General features: G+C 47.9%; 14 protein-coding genes and 1 tRNA gene. 9 read left to right on the forward strand and 6 right to left on the reverse strand.

The window, feature by feature from the left end:
- Positions 1 to 56: 56 nt before the first annotated feature.
- Complete coding sequence (locus N7387_RS06440) at positions 57 to 4,736, reverse strand: sel1 repeat family protein (RefSeq protein ID WP_279797852.1); 4,680 nt, start codon at positions 4,734 to 4,736, stop codon at positions 57 to 59.
- A gap of 380 nt (positions 4,737 to 5,116) precedes the next feature.
- Between N7387_RS06440 and N7387_RS06445 the strand changes: the two genes are divergently transcribed.
- The 5 genes from N7387_RS06445 to N7387_RS06465 are packed head-to-tail and all read left to right on the forward strand — an operon-like array spanning position 5,117 to position 15,522.
- Entirely contained in the window at positions 5,117 to 7,477 is a 2,361-nt protein-coding gene (locus N7387_RS06445; protein ID WP_279797854.1) for a class I SAM-dependent DNA methyltransferase, read from the forward strand.
- Positions 7,477 to 8,829, forward strand: a complete 1,353-nt coding sequence (locus N7387_RS06450) for a restriction endonuclease subunit S (RefSeq protein ID WP_279797855.1) — start codon at positions 7,477 to 7,479, stop codon at positions 8,827 to 8,829. Before N7387_RS06445 ends, N7387_RS06450 begins: the two co-directional genes overlap by 1 nt.
- On the forward strand, positions 8,826 to 12,074 hold the full coding sequence (locus N7387_RS06455) for a DEAD/DEAH box helicase family protein (protein ID WP_279797856.1): 3,249 nt from the start codon (positions 8,826 to 8,828) through the stop codon (positions 12,072 to 12,074). The genes N7387_RS06450 and N7387_RS06455 overlap by 4 nt, the downstream gene beginning before the upstream one ends.
- Before the next feature lie 50 nt (positions 12,075 to 12,124).
- Positions 12,125 to 14,179, forward strand: a complete 2,055-nt coding sequence (locus N7387_RS06460) for an AAA family ATPase (RefSeq protein WP_279797857.1) — start codon at positions 12,125 to 12,127, stop codon at positions 14,177 to 14,179.
- Positions 14,179 to 15,522, forward strand: coding sequence for an McrC family protein (locus N7387_RS06465; RefSeq protein ID WP_279797859.1), 1,344 nt, complete (start codon positions 14,179 to 14,181; stop codon positions 15,520 to 15,522). Before N7387_RS06460 ends, N7387_RS06465 begins: the two co-directional genes overlap by 1 nt.
- 52 nt (positions 15,523 to 15,574) lie before the next feature.
- Here the strand turns inward: N7387_RS06465 and N7387_RS06470 are convergent.
- The 4 genes from N7387_RS06470 to rpsU form a co-directional block, all read right to left on the reverse strand.
- Positions 15,575 to 15,651: transfer RNA gene (locus N7387_RS06470), tRNA-Ile, on the reverse strand.
- 202 nt (positions 15,652 to 15,853) lie between these two features.
- Positions 15,854 to 17,752 carry an RNA polymerase sigma factor RpoD gene (gene rpoD / locus N7387_RS06475; RefSeq protein WP_223302412.1) on the reverse strand — a complete coding sequence of 633 codons (1,899 nt, stop codon included), beginning with the start codon at positions 17,750 to 17,752 and terminating at the stop codon, positions 15,854 to 15,856.
- Between the two features lie 136 nt (positions 17,753 to 17,888).
- On the reverse strand, positions 17,889 to 19,625 hold the full coding sequence (gene dnaG, locus N7387_RS06480; RefSeq protein ID WP_262859116.1) for a DNA primase: 1,737 nt from the start codon (positions 19,623 to 19,625) through the stop codon (positions 17,889 to 17,891).
- A 111-nt stretch (positions 19,626 to 19,736) separates the two neighbouring features.
- On the reverse strand, positions 19,737 to 19,952 hold the full coding sequence (rpsU, locus tag N7387_RS06485; RefSeq protein ID WP_004240446.1) for a 30S ribosomal protein S21: 216 nt from the start codon (positions 19,950 to 19,952) through the stop codon (positions 19,737 to 19,739).
- A gap of 449 nt (positions 19,953 to 20,401) precedes the next feature.
- Between rpsU and tsaD the strand changes: the two genes are divergently transcribed.
- Positions 20,402 to 21,421 (forward strand): tRNA (adenosine(37)-N6)-threonylcarbamoyltransferase complex transferase subunit TsaD, encoded by a 1,020-nt coding sequence (tsaD, locus tag N7387_RS06490; protein ID WP_279797861.1) that lies wholly within the window; start codon positions 20,402 to 20,404, stop codon positions 21,419 to 21,421.
- 35 nt (positions 21,422 to 21,456) lie between these two features.
- Here the strand turns inward: tsaD and plsY are convergent, their stop codons facing one another.
- Positions 21,457 to 22,113 (reverse strand): glycerol-3-phosphate 1-O-acyltransferase PlsY, encoded by a 657-nt coding sequence (gene plsY / locus N7387_RS06495; protein ID WP_004240442.1) that lies wholly within the window; start codon positions 22,111 to 22,113, stop codon positions 21,457 to 21,459.
- Between the two features lie 108 nt (positions 22,114 to 22,221).
- Here plsY and folB point away from each other — a divergent pair, with 108 nt between their 5' ends.
- The 3 genes from folB (at position 22,222) to hypB (ending at position 24,836) form a co-directional block, all read left to right on the forward strand.
- Positions 22,222 to 22,575 (forward strand): bifunctional dihydroneopterin aldolase/7,8-dihydroneopterin epimerase, encoded by a 354-nt coding sequence (gene folB / locus N7387_RS06500; protein ID WP_262882014.1) that lies wholly within the window; start codon positions 22,222 to 22,224, stop codon positions 22,573 to 22,575.
- Positions 22,576 to 22,719: 144 nt separating this feature from the next.
- A complete protein-coding gene (bacA, locus tag N7387_RS06505) occupies positions 22,720 to 23,541 on the forward strand; it encodes an undecaprenyl-diphosphate phosphatase (protein ID WP_262859055.1) in 822 nt (273 codons plus the stop codon).
- Between the two features lie 257 nt (positions 23,542 to 23,798).
- The gene (gene hypB, locus N7387_RS06510; RefSeq protein ID WP_279797863.1) at positions 23,799 to 24,836 is read left to right on the forward strand and encodes a hydrogenase nickel incorporation protein HypB; all 1,038 of its coding nucleotides are present in this window, start codon (positions 23,799 to 23,801) and stop codon (positions 24,834 to 24,836) included.
- Position 24,837 lies beyond the last annotated feature (1 nt).

Here is a 24,837-nt window from a genome sequence, read left to right on the forward strand (position 1 = left end):
ATACTCTCCCGGAACAGATTACATTCCGGGAGGGCGCTGATAATAAAACGGCTTATTTATTTTTTATCGCTGATACGTGAAAAATCCCACTCTTTTAACGCTTTTTCGGCCTCTTTATTGCCGTATTTTGCTGACAGTATCAGGTTATCCCGTGCTTTGCGCAGATCATCATCACTGCCGGTACCGACCAGTTTGTGATAATACATCCATGCGACCTTGAGTTTCGCCATTTCATGATGATTGCCCTGTTCAAGGGAGGTCATTTCATAATAGCGGGCAGCCTGCGGATAATCCTTTTCCAGCCCGGACTGACCGAAATAGAGCATATCACCGGCGAGGTGAGCGGTATTGCTGTCACCCAGTCTGGCTCCCGCATCAAAATACGCGAGGGCTTTTTTGCCATCCTCCGGGATGCCGCGCTCATTCGGTTTGCGGTAGAGATTCCCCAGTACGTTATACGCTCTGGCGTAGCCGTTTTTACCGGCGAGTTCATAGAAATAGAGCATTTTTTCCGTATCTTCCGGAACACGTTCGCCACGGGCATAGTTGACCCCCAGCGAGAATGCCGCCATGGCATCACCGCTTTCTGCTTTCTGCCGTTTCGCTTCAATTTCCTGTTCATAACGGCCGTATTGCTCATATTCCTGTTTTTTCTTAATCCGTTGCAGCACCGCATCATGTTCTGCATCTGTCAGTGTGTCAGTCAGTTTGTCTCCCTCGCGGGAACTGACATCGGCAAGTGAACCGTAGTAATACGCTTCGGCGGCATCTTTTTTACTGACGTAAGCGTTATACATACCTTTCAGGGCGTACGTGTTGTTATATTCCAGCGAGCGGTTATACCACGCGATGGCTTTATCCGGGTCGGGTGCGGTGTTGCAAAAGCCTTCAAGCCACGCATCCCCCATGGCTTTGGTCATGGTTTCCGGCGGCATCAGCATATAGTTATCGGTATTTTCCGGGTAGTCCGATTTTTTCAGCCACGCCGTCAGATACTGTTCCGCTTTAGCGGGATCGGCATCGTCACGGCGGCAGTATTCTGGTGATATATAGTATTCGTAGAGGGCTTCTGTGGCAGCAATATCGCCGTTATCATGACCTTTCTGCAGATAAGACAGTGCTTTATCTGTGTCATTATTCTGCCGGTAATAATTGAACAGGGCGATTTGCGCATCGGCCCGTTTATCTGCCTCCGCTTCCAGCAGTGCGAGATATTTTTTGTTATCCGCGTTATACAGAGAGCTGCCGTTGTTATCACTGAGAGTACCGTTATACAGCCGGGCCAGTGTATCAAACGCGGCTTTTGACACGGATTCATCACTGTTTTTCAGTCCGTTTTCCACCCGGGTGACAACACCGGCCCGCTCCGGTGAATCCGGTGGTATGCGGTTCTCTTTGAGCTGCATGACTGCCAGCAGGGTATCGGAGCAACTGTCACCTTTCTCCGCACCACGGCGTAATACCGCCATTTTGCCGTCATTGGTTTCCGTCGCCCCGGCCAGGGCGCAGAATGCAGGCAGATAACCGCTTTCCGCACTTTTTTCAAACCAGTAACGGGCGGCATCATCATTACCGTGGCTCTTATCGCGTTCCCCGGCGGCGTTCATGGCGCTGCTGTCCCCGGCCAGTGCCGGTTTTATCGTGCTCTCATAGAATGCGATATCTTCTGATACATCACGCGGCCCTTTGTAGGCACGTATCAGGACGATGGCTTTGTCCCAGTCCGGTGCGATAATCCGGCGCTGTGTTTTTTTATCGTACTCTCCCTTTGCATAGGTATCCGCCAGCAGGATGGTGGCATAGTTATGACCGGCATCTGCTGCCTTTTGCAGGTATGGCAGGGCTTGCTGCAGATCTTTTTGTGTGCCGCGTCCGAGAAAATAAGCATAACCGGTTTCATAGGCTGCATTCGGGCTTTCATCCGCCAGTTTTACGTTTATTTCAAACTGATCCATTGCCTCCAGTTCGTGAGCACCGTAATCACCGGTTTTGCTGAAATAATAGCGGGCTTTCTGACGATCCGCGCTGACAAGATTGCTGCCCTGCAGGTACTGTGTACCCAGATCACGCAGATAGCTGTTATTACCGGTTCCCGGGAGTTTATCGTACAGCGACAGTAGCCGTTTTTTATCCTCCGGGCTGAGTGTGTCTGTGCTTTTGTAGTTATCAATCAGAGCGGTGATGGCATTTTCGTGCCCGCCTTCGGCTGCCATTTTCAGGTAATACAGCGATTTTTCCGGATCCTGTGTCAGGCCGTGATTGCCGTTTTTCCAGGCGTAAGATAATTCATAGGCGGCTTCCGCATCCCCTTTCCGGACGCGGGCATTCAGGTCTGCCAGGGTATCACGGCTCTTTTTGACTTTGCTCAGGCGTGATTCTGTGAAACGGTAATCGCGGTCAGGAATTTTTTCATACCAGGCAATGGAGGCATTCAGGTCAGCGTTTACACCGTATTGACCTTCATAATAGATCTCGCCCAATTCATACATGCAGGCCCATTCACCGGCATCAGCACACTGTGTCAGGCGGGGTACAATATCGCGTTCCGTCAGTCCGGTTACCTTCAGAAATGCCTGATTCAGATTGCTCTGTGTACCGGGGCGGGTTGCGCTCTTCAGACGATTCACCATGTATTCACCGGCTTCCGGGCTGCCCTGATCTGCCGCTTTCATCATCAGTTCAATATCCGGACGCAGGATCTCATCGGTCATATCCGGTTTATCTTCCGCATCTTCCAGTTTCAGCCGCGCATAGTAATACGTGACATCGGAATCCTGACCCAGCAGCGGAGTAATCAGTTTCTGTGCTTCGGCGTTATTATCCCGCAGGGCAAGCAGGACCCAGAATTGTCTGGCAAGGAGGTCATTTTTGCCTTCGGAGAAGACAATCTGTGTGACATCATTCCATTCTTTTTCCGTCAGCAGGGAGCGGGAATATTCACTCTTCATGATTTCCAGCGCCAGCTTCAGCGCCTGTTCATTATCGCCGGTATTGAGGGAAATAAGCGCTTTTGCCAGGTGAGCATTGGCAGCGGGGGTATATTCGCTGGCTTTCTGATACAGCTCCATAGCCTGTTTGCGGTTTTTGACCGGATCTTCCCGCAACAGATAATCGGCATAAAAGTGTGCCTGGCGGTAGTTATTATTCTCTTCGGTATCTTTTTTCAGGAACGCAATAATCTCTTTTTCATCAATTTCACCACCGGTATCAAAGGAAAAATACAGATCCGTTAAACGCCGGTAAGCCTTATCCTGAAAATAGGGATTTTCTGACAGGGATTTATAGATCCCGACGGCTTTTTTTACATCCTGTTCAACACCGATACCTCTGGCGTATTTATAGGCCAGCTGATCCTGTGAATCTGCCAGCGGCGATAATTCTGCCGATTTTTTATTCAGTTCAAAGGCACGGACCGGATCATAAATATTCCCTTCCTGATCACCGTAACGTGCGGAAGCCAGCATCAGTGCCTCCGGGTCATCCGGATATTTTTCCAGTAATTTGGCTAAATACTCGGATATCTGTGTGTTGGTATCGTTATCCGGAAATTGATAGCTGTCGGCAAGATCCGCAATAATTCCGATTAATGCATCGTGGTGTCCGGTATCCGCAGCCTGTTTCAGGTATTCTGCTGCGCGTTCACGATCATAATCGAAGGCATCATCAAAACGGATATTACGGTGGATTTGATAAAGCAGATAAAGGGCATCGGGATATCCGGCTTCAGCTGCGGCTGTCAGATATTCAGGGTTTGTTTTGGTATCAAGATACCAGGTATAAAGGGCTTTCGGATCGTTTTTATCAATCAGCGGCTGTAAATAACGGAGGGCTTTTTCTTTATCTGTGATGACCCCCGTTCCCTGCATATAAGTATCATAGAGGGCGTAACGGGCATGAAGATTACCGTTCTCTGCCATCTTTTCCAGTTTTTTCAGCCGTGCTGCTGTTTCATCCGTGGTTTCTGCGCCGTAGAGTGATAGCGCTTTCGGCATAATATCTTCTTCACTGAGTGAGCTTATTTGTGAAAAAGCCATATAACGGTATTTTTTTGCCTGTCCGGGGTCGGCTTCTATTCCGTGACCGCCGGTCTCGTATATCCGGGAAAGTAACATGGCGGGGAAGATAAATTGTTCACTGAGCAGAGGTGTCAGGATCTCAACGGCTTTTTTATAATCTTTATCATATTCGTAAGCGATATAACCCAGGGCGAATTTAGCAAAAAACGACCCCTGATCGGCGGCGGCGGTCATATATTTTCGCGCCTGCTCTGCATCTGACGGAATATTTTCATATTTATCGTGCAGATAAATACTGCCCAGTAATTCCTGTGCCTCACGTACACCGGCTTCTGCCGCAGCGTTCAGTGAGGTAATACCGTACGGATCCTGTTCGGTATAAGGCACTCTGCCGTGATAGCGGTAATAACCGAGGTTATATAACGCGTTTTTATTACCGGCTTTCGCAGCCCGTTCCAGCCACTGATAACCCAGCACCGCATTTTCCGGTGTACCGTTGCCGCTGAGATACATGACTGACAGCGCATAAGCAGCCTGCGGATCCTTTTCCGCTTCGGCGGAAAAATAGCGGAATGCCCCGTCAGTATCCCCGGATAAATACAGCTCATAGCCCTTATCTGCAGGGGTAGTGCCGGACGTCACAGAATAGGTCAGCCAGGCCCCGCCGGACAGTGCAATAGCTATAAGCAGAGCAATCCTTAGTTTACGTTGCTTTGTCATATCATCCCTTATACGGATTAATTTTAAACAGAAAGTGAAGAATAAAAAATTTGACTTAGTGTAACGGAATGGAGCGGTAATTCAATGTGATTGGATAAGGAAAAAACAAATAAAAACATTATGTTATTTTATGGTGGTATCCGGGGAGCTGTTTTTTGATTCGGGGGAATTGTTATCCGGATCTGGTGAGTTCGTCCGCAGGTATAATCGGCCGGCATTTAACAGCGCTGCGTTGTCAGTCAGTAAACATACGCCACGAATATTCATTTCTGTGTCCTGAATCGTTTGCATTCGCACTTTCCGGCGGTATCATTCTGAGAATATGAACATTTTCCGGGGGCAATCCGGTTTCCCGGCTGTAATATCTTTTAGGATCTCTTATGACTGACTCTAATTTTTCCCAAACGGCTGCATTTATATGGTCGGTAGCCGATTTACTGCGCGGTGATTTTAAACAATCTCAGTACGGGCGCGTGATCCTGCCATTTACACTTCTGCGTCGTCTTGAATGTGTGTTAGCCGGGACCAAAGAAACCGTTGTGGCAAAAGCGGAAGAATTAAAAAAAAGCCCACTGCCGGAAGACGCTAAAGAGAAATTTCTGTTGCGTGCCAGTGGTCTGACATTCTTCAATGCGTCGCCGATGGATCTCGGCAAGATGGGGCAGAATGATATTAAAGCCAACCTGGAAAATTATGTTCAGTCATTTTCAGCGGATGCGCGTGAAATCTTCGAACATTTTAAATTCAGCGAGTTTGTCGGTCTGCTGGATGATGCCAACCTGCTGTTTAAAGTTGTTAAGAAATTTGCCACCACCGATCTCAGCCCGGAGAAAATTTCCAATCATGATATGGGGCTGGTCTTTGAAGAACTTATCCGCCGTTTCGCGGAAAGTTCCAACGATACTGCTGGTGAGCACTTCACCCCGCGCGATATTGTGCGTCTGACCACCTCGCTGGTGTTTATGGAAGATGATGAAGCGCTGACGCAGGACGGTATCATCCGCACCATTTACGACCCGACGGCCGGGACAGGCGGATTCCTCTCTTCGGGAATGGAATATGTGCATGAATTGAACCCTTACGCGGTGATGCGTGCCTTTGGTCAGGAGCTGAACCCGGAATCCTACGCTATCTGTAAAGCCGATATGCTGATCAAAGGTCAGGACGTCAGCCGCATCAAACTGGGTAACACCCTCTCTAATGACCAATTGCCGCAGGATCAGTTCGATTACATGCTCTCTAACCCGCCATTTGGCGTGGACTGGAAAAAGATTGAGGGTGAAATCAACGACGAACATACACAGAAAGGTTATAACGGTCGCTTTGGCCCGGGCCTGCCGCGTGTTTCAGACGGCTCGCTGCTGTTCCTGATGCACCTGATCAGTAAAATGCGTGACAGCTACAGTGCGGACGGTCATTTAACCCATGGCGGGCGTATCGGGATTATCCTTAATGGCTCCCCGCTGTTTACCGGCAGTGCGGGCAGTGGTGAGAGTGAAATCCGCCGCTACATTCTGGAGGCAGATCTGCTGGAAGGCATTGTCGCGTTGCCGACCGATATGTTTTATAACACCGGCATTGCAACGTATGTCTGGATCTTATCGAACAACAAATCTCCGGAGCGTAAAGGCAAAGTGCAGTTGATTGATGGTACTCATCTGTACGGTAAAATGCGCAAGTCACTGGGTTCCAAACGTAATCTGATGGGCGAAGACGATATCAGGCTGATCACGCAGACCTTCGGGGACTTTGAGGTGGTGGATGCCACCACTCTGGAAGAACTGGGTCTGGAAAAAGCGACAGAACAAAAATCCAACCGCGGCCGCCAATCTGCCACATCCAAAACCGAAACACTGAAAACCTTTGCCAGTAAAATCTTTAACAGTACCGATTTTGGTTATCGCCGCCTGACCATTGAGCGCCCGCTGCGGCTATCCGCTCAGGTTACGGATGAAGCGATTGCCGGTCTGCGCTTTGCACCGAAGCCGTTTAACGCGCCGATGGAGCGTCTGTATGAGGAGTTTTCTTCACAGTGGCAGGAAGATAACTACGGTGACTTCTCAGAAACGGAAACAGAAGCGCGCGCCATCATTAAAGCCGAATTTGCCGAACTGAAAGAGAAGCAGATTAAAGACCTGCTCGACAGCAAACTGTGGCTGGCACAGCGCGGGTTAATGGAAAAAGCGCAGCAGATTCAGACAGCACTTGGTACGCAGGCGGGTGGTAAGACGCTGGTGAGCAACGACTTTAACCAGTTTCAGCTGACGCTGAAAGGGGCTGTCAAAAAGGCGGGTGTGAAGCTGGATGCGAAAGAAAATAAACAATTTATTGATGCCATCACCACGAAGAATCCGGACGCCGAGCCGGTGGTGAAGAAGACGCTGAAAGAAGATGCTCAACCGCTGTACGGGGCGTTTGAGTACAACGGTAAAGTGGTCGAGTTTGAACAGGACGGCGATCTGCGGGATAACGAAAACGTGCCGCTGGATCCGAAACTTTCAACCAGCGACCTGATTGAAACCTATTTTAAAGCAGAAGTTCAGCCCCATGTCGCCGATGCCTGGATTAATGCCGATAAGCGCGATGCGAAAGATGGCGAAGTGGGGATTGTGGGTTATGAGATTCCGTTTAACCGCCATTTCTACGTCTATCAGCCGCCGCGCCCGCTGGAAGAAATTGATGCCGATTTGGATGCGGTCAGTGCCGAGATTATGAAGCTGCTGCAGGAGGTACATTCCTGATGACGAAATATAAGGCGTATCCGGAATATAAGGATTCCGGGGTTGAGTGGGTAGATTCAATACCTTCTCACTGGGAAGTAAAGCCTACGTTTGCTTTGTGTGAAGCATCCTCTCAGAAAAACATTGAGGGTGCTGAGAATAATGTACTTTCATTAAGTTACGGGAATATTATTCCCCGGGATGTTGAAACGAATTTTGGTCTTCTTCCCGAGTCATTTAATTCATATCAGATTGTTAGTTGTGGAGATGTTATTTTAAGGCTAACAGACTTGCAAAATGATAAAAATAGTTTGCGTGTTGGTTTGGCAAAACAAAAAGGCATTATTACCTCTGCTTATTTAAAATTGAAATCTAAAAGTATTATAAATCCTAATTTTCTTTATCGACTACTGCATTCATACGATACAACAAAGGTTTTTTACGGAATGGGTGGTGGTTTGAGGCAATCAATGAAGTTTGAGGATTTCAGAAGGTTACCACTGCTTTTACCATCATATGAGGAGCAAATCAAGATATCTGCTTTCCTCGATCACGAAACCGCAAAAATCGATAACCTTATTGAAAAGCAACAGCAACTGATTGAACTGCTAAAAGAAAAACGTCAGGCAGTAATTAACCATGCTGTGACGAAAGGATTAAACCCGGATGTACCGATGAAAGATTCGGGTGTTGAGTGGTTGGGGGAAGTACCGGAGCATTGGTTATGTACGAAAATTAAATATATATCACTCCTAACTCCTAAAAAATCATCTGTAAATTTAAAAATGAATGATGAATGTACTTTCATTCCTATGGAAAAATTGAAAAGAAACTCACTTGTAACAGATGAAAGTAAACTAATAAAGGAAGTGGTGTGTGGTTATTCTTATTTTGAAGATTATGATCTCCTGTTGGCTAAGGTTACACCATGTTTTGAAAACAAAAATATTGCTGTAGCTAGCGGTCTAATTAATAGAGTCGGCTTTGGTTCTACAGAAATATATGTTTTGAGGCCAATTAAAAAAGTTCAGGTAAATTATTTATTATATCGACTTCAAGAAGATAATTTTATACAAGCTGCAACAGGAGCAATGACTGGCGCCGGTGGGCTGAAGCGTGTACCTTCAGATTTTTTACTTAACTATCCTATTGCTATTCCACCAAGGTGTGAAATGAATGCAATTGTTGATTTTCTCAGTGAACAGGAAACTCGTTACGATTTGATGGAAAATAATGCGGTACATACTGTTAAACTTCTTCAAGAACGCCGCACCGCCCTAATCTCCGCCGCCGTCACCGGTAAAATCGATGTCCGCGATTGGGTTGCCCCTGATACTCAGGAAATAGAAAAAACCGAGGAGACTGCCGCATGAGTATGGACAGCACCAAAGAGCTGATTTTCCAGGACGAAATAATTGCTCAGATGATCGATAAAGGCTGGGTTCGTGGTAAATCAGACGGCTATGATCGCGAACGTGCGCTGTACTCACAGGATGCGCTGACGTTTGTGCAAACCACTCAGCCGAACGAGTGGGAAAAATTTGCCAAAATTTATCCCACCGATACCGAACGTCACTTCCTCGATGTGCTGGTGGCGCAACTGAAAAAAGCAGATATCAATGCTACGGATATGCTGTCGCGGACTTATGGCACACTCGGCGTATTACGTCATGGTATCAAAAGCCATAATGCGCGGTTTTCCCTGTGCCAGTTTAAACCGGAACACACTCTCAATCCGGAAACTTTGGCGCGCTACAAACAAAATATCTGCCGCATAGTTCCTGAGCTGGTGTACAGCCCGCATGCATCAAAAACCGCATATGAAGAAACCGGTGTAAAGGCGAAGAAATGGCGTATCGACCTGGTATTGTTCATCAATGGCCTGCCGGTAGCGACGCTGGAGCTGAAGTCTGAATTTAAACAGACGGTGCAAAACGCGATGACGCAATATAAGAAAACGCGTTTGCCTAAAGATCCCGTTACCAATAAACCCGAACCACTGCTGACCTTTAAACGCGGGGCGCTGGTGCATTTTGCTGTCAGTCAGTACGACGTGTTTATGACGACCAGACTTGATGGTGATAAAACCTTCTTCCTGCCGTTTAACAAAGGTACCCATGATGGCGGAGCAGGCAATGATATCCCGGAAGATGAAAATGATTACGCCACCAGTTACCTGTGGAATGAGGTGCTGCGCCCGGAGAATCTGCTGAAAATTCTCGCCAGCTTTGTGCATCTGCAAATTGAAGAGAAAGAAGAGTGGAACGGCCTGAAAGGTAAAAAAGAGAGCCTGATTTTCCCGCGCTACCATCAGTGGGACGTGGTGAATAAGCTGATCACTGCTGCGGTGGCAGAAGGCACCGGCAATAAATATCTGGTTCAGCACAGTGCGGGGTCGGGTAAATCCAACTCTATCGCCTGGACTGCCCATCAGCTCTCCCGCCTGTATGATGCGAAAGGTGAAAAACAGTTTCACTCCGTGATCGTGGTGACGGACCGTACTGTGCTCGATGATCAGTTGCAGGATACTATCTATCAGTTTGAACATCAGGATGGTGTGGTCGGGCGCATCAATAACAAAGAGGGCGATGGCTCCAAATCGGAGAAACTGGCTGCGGCGCTGGAAAATTCGCAGCCGATCATTATCGTCACCATCCAGACCTTCCCGTTTGTATTAAAGGCGATTGAAAACAGCGTCAGCCTCAAACAGCGTAAATACGCGGTGATTGCCGATGAAGCGCACTCCTCACAAAGCGGCTCTACGGCACGCCAACTGAAGGAAGTGCTGATGACCGAAGAAACGGATGATGATGTGGTGATGTCGTCAGAAGATATTCTGGATGCTACCGTCGCCGCGCGTAAAGGCAGCAATAACCTGAATTATTATGCCTTTACCGCCACACCAAAAGCCAAAACACTGGAGTTGTTCGGTCGTCGCCCTGATCCCTCTGAACCGGCGTCAAAAACCAACAAACCGGAAGCGTTCCACGTATATTCCATGCGTCAGGCCATCGAAGAGGGTTTTATTCTTGATGTCCTGAAGAATTATACCAACTACAAAGTCGCTTATAAGCTGCTGCAAACGTTGGGTGACCCCGATTGTGAAGTGGACAGTAAAAAGGCCAAAATAAAGCTGAATCAGTGGGTTACGCTGCACGATCATAATATATCGCAGAAAGTGAAAGTGATTGTTGAGCACTTCCGTAAGCATGTCATGCACTTGCTGGGCGGTCAGGCGAAAGCCATGGTTGTGACCAGTTCGCGTAAAGCGGCGGTACGCTACAAGCTGGCATTCGATAAGTATATTTCTGATAATAAATACCAGAAAATCAATGCAATGGTGGCATTCTCCGGTGAAGTTGAATTCAATGAGGACGACCATAACAGCCCTGAGCTGCTTAACCAGAAATTCACTGAAAACAATATGAATCCCGGGCTGAAAGGCCGGGACATGCGTAAAGCGTTTGATACCGATGACTATCAGGTCATGCTGGTGGCCAATAAATTCCAGACCGGTTTTGATCAGCCTAAACTGTGCGCCATGTATGTCGATAAAGCGCTGGGCGGCGTGGAATGTGTACAGACGCTGTCACGCCTGAACCGTATCTACCCGGGGAAAGCGCAGTCAGGCACGTTTGTGCTCGATTTTTATAATGAACCGGACGATATTCTGGGTGCTTTCCGGCCGTATTATCAGACAGCAGAATTAAACGATGTCAGTGATCCTCAGCAGGCTTTTGAGCTATTTGAAAAACTCCGGGCTGCCGGTATTTTTCAGTGGAGTGAAGTAGAGCAATTCTGTGAAGCCTTCTTCACCAAAAATAAATCCAATGCCGCCATCAGTAATATTTGTAAACCTGCTGTCCAGCGCTGGAAGCTGCGTTATGTCTCCGCGATTGATGCGTATGTTCAGGCGAAAGAGATGTTTGAACGCGTCAAAAAATACGGGGATGTGGTCGTAACCACTAATGCAGAGAATAACGTTAAAGCCTGTAAGCAGGAAAAAGATAAGCTGGATATTTTTAAGAAAGATCTCGGCAGCTTTGTCCGTTTTTACGAGTTTATGTCACAAATCGTGGATTACGATGATAAAAACTTAGAAAAACTGAGCCTTTTTGCCCGCCATCTGCGCCCTTTATTGCATGAGCAGCGTATCGAAGAAGATGAGATTGATCTGAGTAATGTTGAAATGAGCCATTACCGTCTGTCTAAGCTCCATGAACAGAATCTGAAGCTGCAGGAAGATACGGAAGACTATAAACTCACGCCGGTTAATGATATTGGCACCGCGAAACCAAAGGACAAGAAAGAAGAGTTTTTGTCGAATATTCTGGCACGTCTTAATGACCTGTTTATCACCGATAATCTCACTGATAAAGATATGATCAATTATGCTTTCACTGTGCGTGACAAACTGTCGGAAAATCAGGCGGTGATGACGCAGATAGCGAACAACACCCGTGAACAGGCCATGCTGGGGGATTTCCCGAAAGCCATTGATGATGCCGTTATGGACAGCAACGACGCCCAGCAGGAGATGATGATGCAATATCTGTCTAATCCTGAGCTGGCGAAAGGCTTTGCCCGTGTGGTGTTTGATATGCTGAAGGGCGCATGAATTTTTATTGATATCTGATAAGCAGATGGTCGTTTATGACAGGACAAAATATGGATCTGACATCAAAGAATTTGGATGAATTTTTACGGGACAGAATGAATGCCAATAAGAATAGTAAGTGGGGAAAATCTTACCGGGAATTAGTCGAACGGGTTAAAAGAGAATCCCCCGATTTTTCTGATGGTATTATCCGCGAGATTTGGTACACCCGCGGAAATGGGGTCGCCAGTCTGAACCAGGGCGGAATGTCCAAAGAGGAATTTGATAATGCGCAACACGAGTTACGTGAATTAACCAAAACGATTTCGTCGGGATGCAATCAGGATGTTCTCGGAAAGGCATACCAGCAGATACGAAGTTTAGTGAAAAGCCATGTTCTCCGGAAACATTACTGGGCACTCTGTCACCGGGCATTTGCTGCATTCTACCCTGATAAACTGAGTTCGGTTATTAATGAGTCGGCATTTTCTAAAGTTTATTTTTTCCTTAATAACCGGTTTGAATTGGGATTATCAAAAGATAACGGGAACTGGCTGGAGAGAAATATCTGGCTGAAAACAGTGTTGAATAATGCACTGGATAATAATGCCGATGATGTTGAGCTTAATATGTCATTGTGGTATCTGTATGAAGATATTGAAGCTAATAATAACAGTATTCGTGATACTTCGGCTGAAATTATCGACGAAGAAATCGCCACAGAATATGAACATGGACGTGATTACAGTATTCCGAAAAACCAAATTTTGTATGGCCCGCCGGGAACGGGAAAAACGTACAAAACCATTGAACTTGCCGTTCAGGCCTGTGAACCTGAAAAATATACAAAGTTAACCGGATTTAAAGGAAAACAGTTCAGGGAACCATTGAAAAAGTTGTACGATGAACTTATTGATCAAAAACGTATTCGTTTTGTAACATTTCATCAAAGCTTTGGATATGAAGAGTTTATTGAAGGTTTACGGGCTGAAACAAATAATGGCAATGTCAGTTATGAAATAAAACCCGGTATTTTTCGACAGATTTGTGACGATGCATTGTTAGGGCAGGGCGATTCTGGTAACCGGCCTGAACTTGAGAGTGCCATCGAAAAATTTAAAAAAAAATGTACTGAAGATGACGGTGTTGATCTAAAAACTGCTACTGGTAAAGGGTTCCGTGTCAGGTATACAAACAATACCACATTCCGGGTATACCCGGATGCGAATGAAAAATTAGAGTATGGATATCCTGCATCTATAAAGCATATTATTAGTCTTTATTATCACAATGAAGCAGGAATTTATAACTTGCCGTATGTCAAGGGTATCCTTAGTTATCTGATTAGAACATACAATATTGCACCTGCGGTAAAATTAATTCCTGATGGGAAAAAACAAAATTATGTTCTTATTATTGATGAAATAAACCGGGGGAATATTGCAAAAATTTTCGGTGAACTGATTACGCTGATTGAATCTTCAAAGCGTCTCGGAGAACGGGAAGCTCTGACGGTAAATCTTCCGTATTCATCGGATACTTTCGGAGTACCTAATAACCTGTATCTAATAGGCACGATGAATACGGCGGACCGTTCACTGACTACTCTGGATACTGCATTACGCCGCCGGTTTGAGTTTACGCCATTATTACCGGATAGTGAGGCTCTGGGCAATACCGATATTATGGGAGTTAATCTTTCACGGTTACTCGGGACGTTAAATCGCCGTATCCGGGTATTGTATGACAGTGAGCATACGTTGGGGCATGCTTATTTTATCCCTGTTATTCAATTGAAAGAAACACAGGAAGAGGCATTTAAGATTCTTCAGCGAGTGATGAAAAATAAAGTTCTTCCGTTGCTGGAAGAGTATTTTTATAACGATTGGGATAAAATACGGTTGGTACTCGGTGATAATCAGAAAAAGGATGATTCATTACGTTTTGTTCGCCAGGTCAGTGAACAACAGAATCTCATTGAGCTGTTTGGTCAGGATGTTCCGGATGAGCTTGATGAAGCCGGGATGAGCTTTCAGTTATGTTCTGACGATGATGCAGTGTGGAATAATCCTTTGGCATATCAGCAAATTTATGATCCTGAAGCGTTAAATAATGAGAATAACTGATGCCAAAAGGTAAGGTAATTACACTTTTTGAACATGGATATCTTGTCAGCGAACGGGATAAAGATAAGGCAAACTATGCCAGGCCGCTGCCTGAACCGGCTTTTCGATGGCTCGAACAACGTTGCCTGAAAGATAAGGATACGGTTGACCAGCGGCTGCTGACACTTTGTGTACGGGCGGGTGTTAAGGTTTTACAGGTAAAAAACTATGTAGGTGTTCTCGCTTTGCCGAAAGGTATCCGCATTGAAATTTTACCAAAAACAGGGAAGAAGGATCCTGATGCCGGCCTGTCCCGCACTCAGTTGCTGATGATGCTGCGTACATTGAAAACATTTCGCTGTATTGCCAGCACAGATACATTCATATCCACATCAAAAATGACATTACCGGATATTTTTGTTGGCCAGTTTATTCGTAGTCTTCAGATATTACTCAAAAAGGGAATTAAAAGTGATTACCTCCGGCAAAGTAAAAATAGTGCCTGGCTTAAAGGTAAATTACTGGTCAGTAAGCAGATAAAAGCAAACAGCATTCGGCGTGATCGTTTTTTTGTTGAATATGATGAATACCGTGTTGAACGCATGGAAAATCGTATATTGAAAACTGCGGTTGAAAAAGTATACGACGAAGTTTACAGCCCTCAGCTGCGTCTGGGATTGCGTAAATTTCGTGACTTATTTGAAGCAGTTCCGATGATAAGTGATCCGGCAATTGCGTTCAGAAGTTTGGTACCTGACAGACATATGCAGCATTATGCACTTCCACTCGAGTGGGCAAAACTGATCTTAAGCGGAAACTCACCTCACTGCATGAGTGGGAATGCTGAGGCTGTATCATTGCTATTTCCGGCAGAAGCTGTTTTTGAGGCATTTATTTCACAGTGGATGAGACATCATATGAGTGATGATTGGGGAATAAAATGTCAGGCCAGACAACATTCACTTACTTATTATAATGATAAGGATTTTTTTCAGCTCAGACCGGATATATTATTGGTACCAAAACCGCATACACAGGATTTACCACAGATATGTGATGCAAAATGGAAAATCATCAGCTCTGAAGATGGCGGGATAAAAAAGGCCGGGTTATCACAAGGTGATTTTTATCAGATGTATGCCTATGGTATGAAATATCTGAACGGAAAAGGAAATATTTTTCTGATTTACCCTGCTCATGAAGGTTTTAAAAAACCATACCAATCTTCATTCATGTTTAATTCTGAACTGCGACTATGGGTTGTACCTTTTGATCTGAAAAAGAGTATTAAGGATTCCGGTAAGATACTGCGACAGCATTTTGCAGAGATTTCAGAATCAGCGGGTGCTGAAAGAATCGTTTAAAATGGTATAAAAAAGGACTCAGATAATTTTTTATCTGAGTCCCTGATAAATCTGGTGGCCCCTACTGGACTTGAACCAGTGACCAAGCGATTATGAGTCGCGTGCTCTAACCAACTGAGCTAAGGGGCCGAGTGAGGATGATTATACTGCCTGTTTCCGGCGGGGTCTAGCGTTTCTTGTCTATCTGACTGTTTTATGAGCGGAATATTGACTTCGGAAAATGATTGATGTGCGGTAATTGTGTAAATGAATGACTGTGTGTCCGGTAATGGGTCAGCATAAAAAAGGCGCCGTTAAACGGCGCCTGATAATGCTCTGATCCTGAAGCGGATTATTCGTCGAGGAAGCTGCGTAACACTTCAGAACGGCTCGGGTGGCGCAGTTTGCGCAGTGCCTTCGCTTCGATCTGACGGATACGTTCGCGGGTAACGTCAAACTGTTTACCCACTTCTTCCAGCGTGTGGTCAGTATTCATATCAATACCGAAACGCATACGCAGTACTTTCGCTTCGCGCGGGGTCAGGCCGGCCAGTACTTCATGAGTCGCGGAACGCAGGCTCTCTGAGGTGGCTGAATCCAGCGGCAGCTCGAGGGTGGTATCCTCGATGAAATCCCCTAAGTGCGAATCTTCATCATCACCAATCGGCGTTTCCATTGAGATTGGCTCTTTGGCGATTTTCAGCACTTTGCGGATCTTATCTTCCGGCATCAGCATCCGCTCTGCCAGTTCTTCCGGTGACGGCTCACGGCCCATCTCCTGAAGCATCTGGCGGGAGATACGGTTGAGTTTGTTGATAGTCTCAATCATATGCACCGGGATACGGATAGTACGCGCCTGGTCCGCGATAGAGCGGGTAATCGCCTGACGGATCCACCAGGTGGCATAGGTTGAGAACTTATAACCACGACGGTATTCAAATTTATCAACCGCTTTCATCAGACCGATGTTACCTTCCTGAATCAGATCCAGGAACTGCAGGCCACGGTTGGTGTATTTTTTCGCGATAGAGATAACCAGACGTAAGTTCGCCTCAACCATCTCTTTTTTCGCACGGCGGGCTTTCGCTTCACCGATAGACATGCGGCGGTTAATATCTTTGACCTGTTCAATGGTCAGGCCGGTTTCTTCTTCAATCTGACGCAGGCGTTGCAGGCTGCGTTCAACTTCTTCCGCGACATCCTGCAGCTTTTCAGACCACGGTTTGTTCATCGCGACAGCAGCCGTAAACCAGGAATCACTGGTTTCATTGCCGGTGAACAGGGTGATGAAGTTTTTCTTCGGCATTTTGCTCTGCTCAACGCAGAGTTTCATAATGTAGCGTTCCTGCTGACGGACACGATCCATCATTTCACGCATGTTGTTGACCAGATGGTCAAACTGCTTCGGAACTAAACGAAACTCTTTGAAAACTTCAGAGAGTTGCTGGATTTCCGCATTGGTGTTCGGGTGGTCGCGGCCGTGAATTTTAATCTGCTGACGCGCTTTTTCATGCTGCACACGCAGCGCTTCGAATTTCTGACGAGCCAGTTCAGGATCGATGCTGTTATCGTCATCGCTGTCACTGTCATCCTCTTCTTCTTCGTCTTCGTCGTCGTCATCTTTGTTTAATTCTTCGGCCGGCAGCTCAGAACCGATGTTGGTTGCGGTTGGTGCCAGATCTTCTTCCGCGTTCGGGTCAACAAAGCCGGTAATCAGGTCAGAAAGACGGACTTCGCCTGCTTCAACGCGGTCGTACTGATCGAGTAAATACGTGATTGCCTCAGGATATTCAGCAACGGAACACTGAACCTGATTGATGCCATCTTCGATGCGCTTGGCAATGTCAATTTCGCCTTCGCGGGTCAACAGTTCTACCGTCCCCATCTCACGCATATACATGCGCACAGGGTCAGTGGTCCGGCCAATTTCCGATTCTACACTTGAGAGGACTTGTGCTGCAGCTTCGGCTGCATCATCATCGGTGTCTGTTGAATTCTCTGCCAGCATCAGATCATCAGCATCAGGTGCTTCTTCCATTACCTGAATGCCCATGTCATTGATCATCTGGATAATATCTTCGATCTGATCAGAATCGACGATATCTTCAGGCAGATGGTCATTGACTTCAGCATAGGTCAGATAGCCTTGCTCCTTACCACGGGTGACAAGAAGTTTCAGCTGTGACTGCGGGTTTTGCTCCATAAGACGGTATCCACACTTCTGAGTATTTAGGTTTGTGTTGGTCGGCAAAACAACTTAGCCAGCAACAATAACAATCAAGGATTTCTTTTCTTCGGCCATGAACCTTGGTGACATGGCATGCAGGGCTGTTCCTGCTGTCTGCGGCACTTAAGCCGTTATATTCATCATCGTTTAATAATAATACTTATTGCCGGACCCGTACGAGAAGACTCACTTCATTGCGCTCTTCCGGGGTCAGACCTTCTGTCCGCTCTTTGGCGATCAGGAAGTTAAATCTATCATTGAGTGCAGATACCACCAGATGATTTAAGGCATCTTTGAAGGTTTTTTCTGCTATCTCATCTATCTCTATATCGTTCCATCCGGCCAGTTTTTCAAGCTGTGGCGCTAATTTATTATCACGGTAGTGTTCCAGTAACTGACCGGTGGTCAGCCCAGGTTGTGATAAACAGGTATCAATCAGCTCCCTGAATAATGAAAAACCGGCAATACGGCTGGTATCAATGGATTCCAGCGGCGGCACTAACTGTGCAAACTGCGGATTCTGTACCAGCAGGGCAATCAGGATCCGCATAGTGGTCGGTTTCAGTTTCGGGGCCTGATAACCGGGGCCGTTTTCACTCTGGCGGACAGCCTGTTTGAGCTGCGTGATATCCGGCAATCCGAGTAAATTGCCCAGATCCTGCAATAAAAACGCCTGTTGGGCTTCACCCGGCACGCGGCTTATCAGCGGCATGGCGAGGGCATTCAGCTTGCTGCGCCCCTCCGGGGTGCTCATATCCACCTGGCGCAGCAGGGTATCGAACAGAAACTGAGACAGACTGTGTGCCTCATTCTGCCGCTGCTCGAAGGCTTCACGGCCTTCGCGGCGTACCAGTGAATCCGGGTCATCACCATCCGGTAAAAACATAAAACGCAACTGCCGCCCGTCATTAAGATGAGGAAGGGCCGTTTCGAGTGCCCGCCAGGCGGCTTCGCGTCCGGCACGGTCTCCGTCATAACAACAAATTATGGTATCAGATGTCCGATAGAGCAACTGTATGTGCTCTGCCGTTGTCGATGTCCCGAGTGAGGCCACCGCATAATCAATACCGAATTGTGCCAGGGCAACCACATCCATATAGCCTTCCACCACAAGGATGCGGGACAGTTCGCGGTTATTCTGCTGTGCTTCATACAGCCCGAATAACTGACGACCCTTATGAAAAATATCGGTTTCCGGTGAGTTCAGGTATTTCGGCATCGCATCATCGAGGACACGTCCGCCGAAAGCAATTACCCGGCCGCGCCGGTCACGGATAGGAAACATCACGCGCTCCCGGAAGCGGTCATAGCAGCGGCCGTTATCATTGACCACTAACATGCCGGCATCCAGTAACTGCTGACGATCATCCTCGCTGCGGGCAAAGCGTTTGAGGACGTTGTCCCATCCGGCGGGGGCATAGCCGATAGCAAACCGGCTGATAATGTCCTGACTCAGGCCCCTGCGGTTCAGGTACTCACGGGCATGCACGGCGTTATCGGCCTGTAATGCATGGCGGTAAAAGCTGTCCAGTTTTTCCATCAGCTGATACAAATTCTGGCGCTGATGTTTTTCTATCTGGCTGCTGCCGCTTCCGGTTTCATAAGGAACATCCAGCCCGTGCATTGCTGCTAATTCTTCGATCGCCTCGACAAACTCGAGCCGGTCATAATTAATTAAAAAATCAATAGCATTGCCGTGGGCACCACAGCCGAAGCAGTGGTAAAACTGTTTATCGCTGCTGACTGTAAAAGAGGGAGTTTTTTCGTTGTGGAAAGGACAACACGCCTGGTGATTTTTACCGTGTTTTTTCAGCGGCACCCTGACATCGATAAGATCGATGATATCGGTTCTCGCTAATAAGTCGTTGATAAATGTGCGTGGAATGCGCCCGGCCATAACCCCTTTTTCGCCTGTCTGATAACGATAATAAGCCGCGCTTCCTTCCGGAAACACGGCCATTAACTGCAACTACTGCGGTCTGACTAAGTTGCGGCGCGGCCGCAGCGATTAGTACAGACGAGTGCGACGTGCGTTTTCGCGAGCCAGTTTCTTAGCGTGACGCTTAACAGCAGATGCTTTAGCGCGTTTACGTACAGTCGTTGGTTTTTCATAAAACTCACGACGACGTACTTCAGCTAATACGCCTGCTTTTTCGCAGGAACGTTTGAAACGACGCAGTGCAACGTCAAATGGCTCGTTTTCACGTACTTTAATTACCGGCATGTGCCTCTCACCTCAATAAATAGGTCTGTACTGGCGTTATGCCAGTTGTCTTTAAAATGGTGCGGAATTTTACTTCAATGTGACCCACGTTGTAAAGTGCTGTGGATAATCAGACAAAGAAATACCCCGGATTTGGTCCGGTGTTACCGCCGGGACCGGATCCGCACACCCGACAGGGGTTTTACAGAGGGTGCAGATTATAGCGGATACGCGGTGATTTGTCAGCAACAGAAATCTGTTATGCAGGGGGAAAGTGTGTGGATAACTGTGTTCATCCTGTGAATAAGCGGTTTTTGCTGAATAAAAATACGGCAGAAAAGCCCCGTATTTCACCTTAATACCTGTCAGCACGCCATTATGGTGATACACTGCACTCTTTGCGGAGACGGATGTGCTTCCTGCTGTCCGCCGCCAGTCCCGTCAGTTTTTGTTCCAGCGAGTTAAGTCCCATGCGAGTGTTAGGCATTGAAACGTCCTGCGATGAAACCGGAATCGCAATTTATGATGATGAAGCCGGTTTGCTGGCTAATCAGTTATACAGCCAGATCAAAGTCCACGCGGATTACGGCGGCGTGGTGCCGGAACTGGCATCCCGTGACCATATCCGGAAAACGGTGCCGCTGATTCAGGCCGCACTGAAAGAGGCCGGTCTGACGGCACAGGATATTGATGCGGTGGCCTATACCGCAGGACCGGGGCTGGTCGGGGCGCTGATGGTCGGGGCAACAGTCGGCCGTGCGCTGGCGTTCTCCTGGGATGTCCCGGCGGTGCCGGTTCACCATATGGAAGGCCATCTGCTGGCACCGATGCTGGAAGAACATAAGCCGGAATTTCCGTTTGTCGCGCTGCTGGTATCCGGCGGTCACACGCAGTTAATCAGTGTGACCGGTATCGGTGAATACACGCTGCTGGGTGAATCTATCGATGATGCAGCCGGGGAAGCCTTTGATAAAACAGCCAAATTACTGGGGCTGGATTATCCGGGCGGGCCTGCACTGTCACGCATGGCAGCTCAGGGCACACCGGGGCGTTTTACCTTCCCGCGTCCGATGACCGACCGGCCGGGGCTGGATTTCAGCTTCTCCGGGCTGAAAACCTTTGCTGCCAATACCATTCGTCAGAATGATGATTCAGACCAGACTAAAGCAGATATCGCCCGTGCTTTTGAAGATGCGGTGGTGGATACGCTGGTAATCAAATGCAAACGCGCGCTGGAGCAGACCGGTTTTAAACGGCTGGTGATGGCAGGCGGTGTGAGTGCAAACCGCACACTGCGTGAACGCATGGCGCAGACACTGCAAAAACTGGGCGGAGAGGCATTCTATGCCCGTCCTGAGCTGTGTACGGATAACGGTGCGATGATTGCACTGGCCGGGATGATCCGCTTCAAAGGCGGGATGCGCAGTGAGTTAGGGGTGACCGTCCGTCCGCGCTGGCCGCTGGCTGAGTTACCGCCGCTGGACAAATAATCTCCGGACACAAAAAAGGCGCTTCAGCGCCTTTTTTAATCCTCTTTTTCCTGCTCTTTCGCTTCCTGGATTATCTCTTTATCCGTTTTGGCCCGCTTTTTCTTCAGCTTCTGCCAGATGCGGCTTTCCTGCCCGCGCCACAACCGCTGGATATTGTCATGATGGCGGATCAGCACCAGACAGGAGAGCATGGCAACCGGGAAGGTAAACTCCGGTTTGAACCACCAGACATAAAACGGTGCCACCAGCGCACTGACAATCGCGCCTAATGATGAGTAACCACTCAGCAGCACGGTCAGCAGCCAGGTGCCGGCAACCAGTCCGGTCAGATCCCAGCCGATGGCGGCAATCGAACCAAATGCCGTTGCCACGCCTTTTCCGCCTTTAAAGTGGAAAAATACCGGATAAATATGGCCTAAACAGGCAGCAATGGCGATAATGCCGAGGTAAAAATACGGTATTTGCAGGAGGTAGGCGAGCCAGACCGGCAGCATACCCTTGAGAACGTCGCAGATAAGGACACCGGCAGCTGCCAGTTTGCCGCCGATGCGCAGCACGTTGGTCGCCCCCGGGTTTCCGGAGCCGTGATGCCGCGGATCCGGCAGTCCCGCAAGACGGCAGATCAGGATCGCACTGGAAATTGATCCCAGCAGATAAGCGAAGATGATCATACCAAGCGCGATTCCACTCATGCTTCTCTCCTGACAGACGGTAAATTACAGTTATTGGCCTCCATGGATAATACGCATATTTCATGGGAAGTGATATCCGATGAGCATAAAAAAACGGGGTAATTGCGGATGGATGTTGTTTTTATTAAGAAACTTGTTGTTTTTACAACGATTGGTGCTTACGACTGGGAAAAGGATATTACGCAGAAATTAGTGCTCGATATCGAAATGCACTGGGATAACAAACGCGCATCTGAGAGTGACGATGTGGAACATTGTCTCGATTATGCCAGTGTCAGCACCGCTATTCTGGATTATGTACAGACAAGAGCGTTCGCGCTGGTGGAACGTGTGGCGGAAGAAGTGGCGTCATTATTGCTGACAGAGTTCGCTACACCGTGGGTGCGTATTCGTGTGGCTAAACCGGGGGCGGTGGCGCAGGCGGAAGAAGTGGGTGTTATTATTGAACGACGTGCGGCCTGATATTGTCATAATGCCGTCAGCGGAACTGTCATAAAAGCGCTGAGGGTGTCATGAAATTGTCACACTTGCGTCATATGCTGTCCTCCGTATCCGGCATTCCCGCGTCCGGGAGTGCCTTATTTTATCTGCCATACAGGGCGTTATATGGGCGATATCACAAGTTTACTGCATGCATTGATTCTCGGGGTTGTTGAAGGGTTAACCGAATTCCTGCCGGTGTCATCAACCGGTCATATGATTATTGTTGCTGAGCTTATCGGCTTTACCGGCGATAAAGCAAAAACGTTTGAAGTGGTTATTCAGCTAGGTTCCATCCTGGCGGTGGTTTTCCTGTTCTGGCGGCGGATGTTTGCGCTTATCGGCATTCACTTCGGCCGGGTTCCCCATGAAGGACAGACGCAGGGAAAACTGAATTTACTCCATATTATTATTGCTATGTTACCGGCGGTGGTTCTTGGTTTACTGCTGCGGGATCAGATCAAGTCCCTGTTTAACCCGGTGAATGTGATGTACGCGCTGGTCGCGGGCGGTATCCTGCTGATTGTGGCGGAAGTCTTTAAGCCGAAGAAGGTGCAGGCCACAGGTCTTGATGATATCAGCTACCGTCAGGCGTTTGCTATCGGCTGTTTCCAGTGCCTGGCACTGTGGCCGGGATTCTCCCGCTCGGGTGCCACCATTTCCGGCGGTATGCTGATGGGGATCAACCGTTACACCGCATCAGAATTTTCCTTTATTCTGGCGGTACCGATGATGATGGGCGCGACAGCGCTGGATCTGTACAAGAGCTGGCATTTCCTGGGCAGTTCAGATATCCCGATGTTTGCGGTTGGTTTCCTGGCGGCGTTTATTGTGGCGCTGATTGCCATGAAAACCTTCCTGTCACTGATTAAACGTATCTCCTTTATCCCGTTTGCTATCTACCGCTTTATTGTGGCTGCAGCCGTTTACGTGGTTTTTGTCCACTGAGTTTCGCGTAAACACATCACTCTTTGCGCAGGGAAAATCCATCTGACCTGCGCAAAGTCAAAGCGGGCACTCCGCAGATTTGTTACTAATATAATTAATAACGGATACATAAAAGCCGGTAATGGTTTACCGGCTTTTATGTGTAATATTTTATTTATGTTGACTGCCCGACACAGCGTGATCAGATGCTCCGCACCTGTCACGAGTCTGACCACAATGCCGCGCCGGAGCCAATAAATCGAGCAGGAGTCAGGATTATGTGCAGCACATGCGGTTGCAGCGAAGGAAACGTGCAGATTGAAGGTCACAGCCACGATCACCATGATCACCATCATCATGACCATGACAACCATTCCCGCCCTATCATTATTCATCACCACCACTACCATCATAACGGCGATGTAAATCACTACTATTATGACGGTCGTGAAGCCGGTGAAGAGCATGAGCACGCACACGCACATGCTCACGATCATCATCATTCACATGATCATGAACATGCGCACGACCACGGTCATGACCACGACCACGCAGCGGCCTTTGCGCCGGTAATTGATAAAGACAATATGCATTACGGGATGGGCGAAGCGGGCACACACGCGCCGGGCCTGACCCAGAAACGGATGGTGCAGATTGAAATGGGGGTGCTGGATAAAAACAACCAAATCGCCGTCCATAACCGCGAGCATTTACAGGAGCAGGGCATTTTGGCGCTGAACCTGGTGTCCAGCCCCGGCTCCGGCAAAACCACATTACTGACCCGCACACTCAATTACCTGAAAGACAAAGTCCCTTGTGCCGTGATTGAAGGGGATCAGCAAACCACCAATGATGCGGAACGTATCCGCGCGACCGGCGTACCGGCGATTCAGGTCAATACCGGCAAAGGGTGCCACCTCGATGCACAGATGGTGCATGATGCGATGCATCACCTCGGGCTGAAAGATAACAGCCTGTTATTTATCGAAAACGTCGGTAACCTGGTCTGCCCGGCCGGTTTTGATCTGGGAGAACAGCATAAAGTGGCGATTTTGTCCGTAACAGAGGGGGAAGATAAGCCACTGAAATACCCGCATATGTTTGCTGCCGCAGACCTGATGCTGATTAACAAAATCGACCTGCTGCCGTATGTGAATGTCAATATTGAAGCCTGTGTGAATGCGGCACGCCGTGTGAACCCGGATATCGATGTGATTGTGCTGTCGGCCACCACCGGCGAAGGGATGGATGAATGGGTTGCCTGGTTGCAGGATCGCCTGAGTGATGTGAATCAGCAGCGCAGTACGGCGGAATAAG

The organism is Morganella sp. GD04133 (genome assembly GCF_029835375.1).
Taxonomy (GTDB): Bacteria; Pseudomonadota; Gammaproteobacteria; order Enterobacterales; family Enterobacteriaceae; genus Morganella; species Morganella morganii_B.

Excerpts from the sequence above, each read along its gene's own strand:
- N7387_RS06440 (WP_279797852.1), bottom strand. The coding sequence starts at position 4,736 with ATGACAAAGCAACGTAAACTAAGGATTGCTCTGCTTATAGCTATTGCA.
- N7387_RS06445 (WP_279797854.1), top strand. The coding sequence starts at position 5,117 with ATGACTGACTCTAATTTTTCCCAAACGGCTGCATTTATATGGTCGGTA.
- N7387_RS06450 (WP_279797855.1), top strand. The coding sequence starts at position 7,477 with ATGACGAAATATAAGGCGTATCCGGAATATAAGGATTCCGGGGTTGAG.
- N7387_RS06455 (WP_279797856.1), top strand. The coding sequence starts at position 8,826 with ATGAGTATGGACAGCACCAAAGAGCTGATTTTCCAGGACGAAATAATT.
- N7387_RS06460 (WP_279797857.1), top strand. The coding sequence starts at position 12,125 with ATGGATCTGACATCAAAGAATTTGGATGAATTTTTACGGGACAGAATG.
- N7387_RS06465 (WP_279797859.1), top strand. The coding sequence starts at position 14,179 with ATGCCAAAAGGTAAGGTAATTACACTTTTTGAACATGGATATCTTGTC.
- dnaG (WP_262859116.1), bottom strand. The coding sequence starts at position 19,625 with ATGGCCGGGCGCATTCCACGCACATTTATCAACGACTTATTAGCGAGA.
- rpsU (WP_004240446.1), bottom strand. The coding sequence starts at position 19,952 with ATGCCGGTAATTAAAGTACGTGAAAACGAGCCATTTGACGTTGCACTG.
- tsaD (WP_279797861.1), top strand. The coding sequence starts at position 20,402 with ATGCGAGTGTTAGGCATTGAAACGTCCTGCGATGAAACCGGAATCGCA.
- plsY (WP_004240442.1), bottom strand. The coding sequence starts at position 22,113 with ATGAGTGGAATCGCGCTTGGTATGATCATCTTCGCTTATCTGCTGGGA.
- folB (WP_262882014.1), top strand. The coding sequence starts at position 22,222 with ATGGATGTTGTTTTTATTAAGAAACTTGTTGTTTTTACAACGATTGGT.
- bacA (WP_262859055.1), top strand. The coding sequence starts at position 22,720 with ATGGGCGATATCACAAGTTTACTGCATGCATTGATTCTCGGGGTTGTT.
- hypB (WP_279797863.1), top strand. The coding sequence starts at position 23,799 with ATGTGCAGCACATGCGGTTGCAGCGAAGGAAACGTGCAGATTGAAGGT.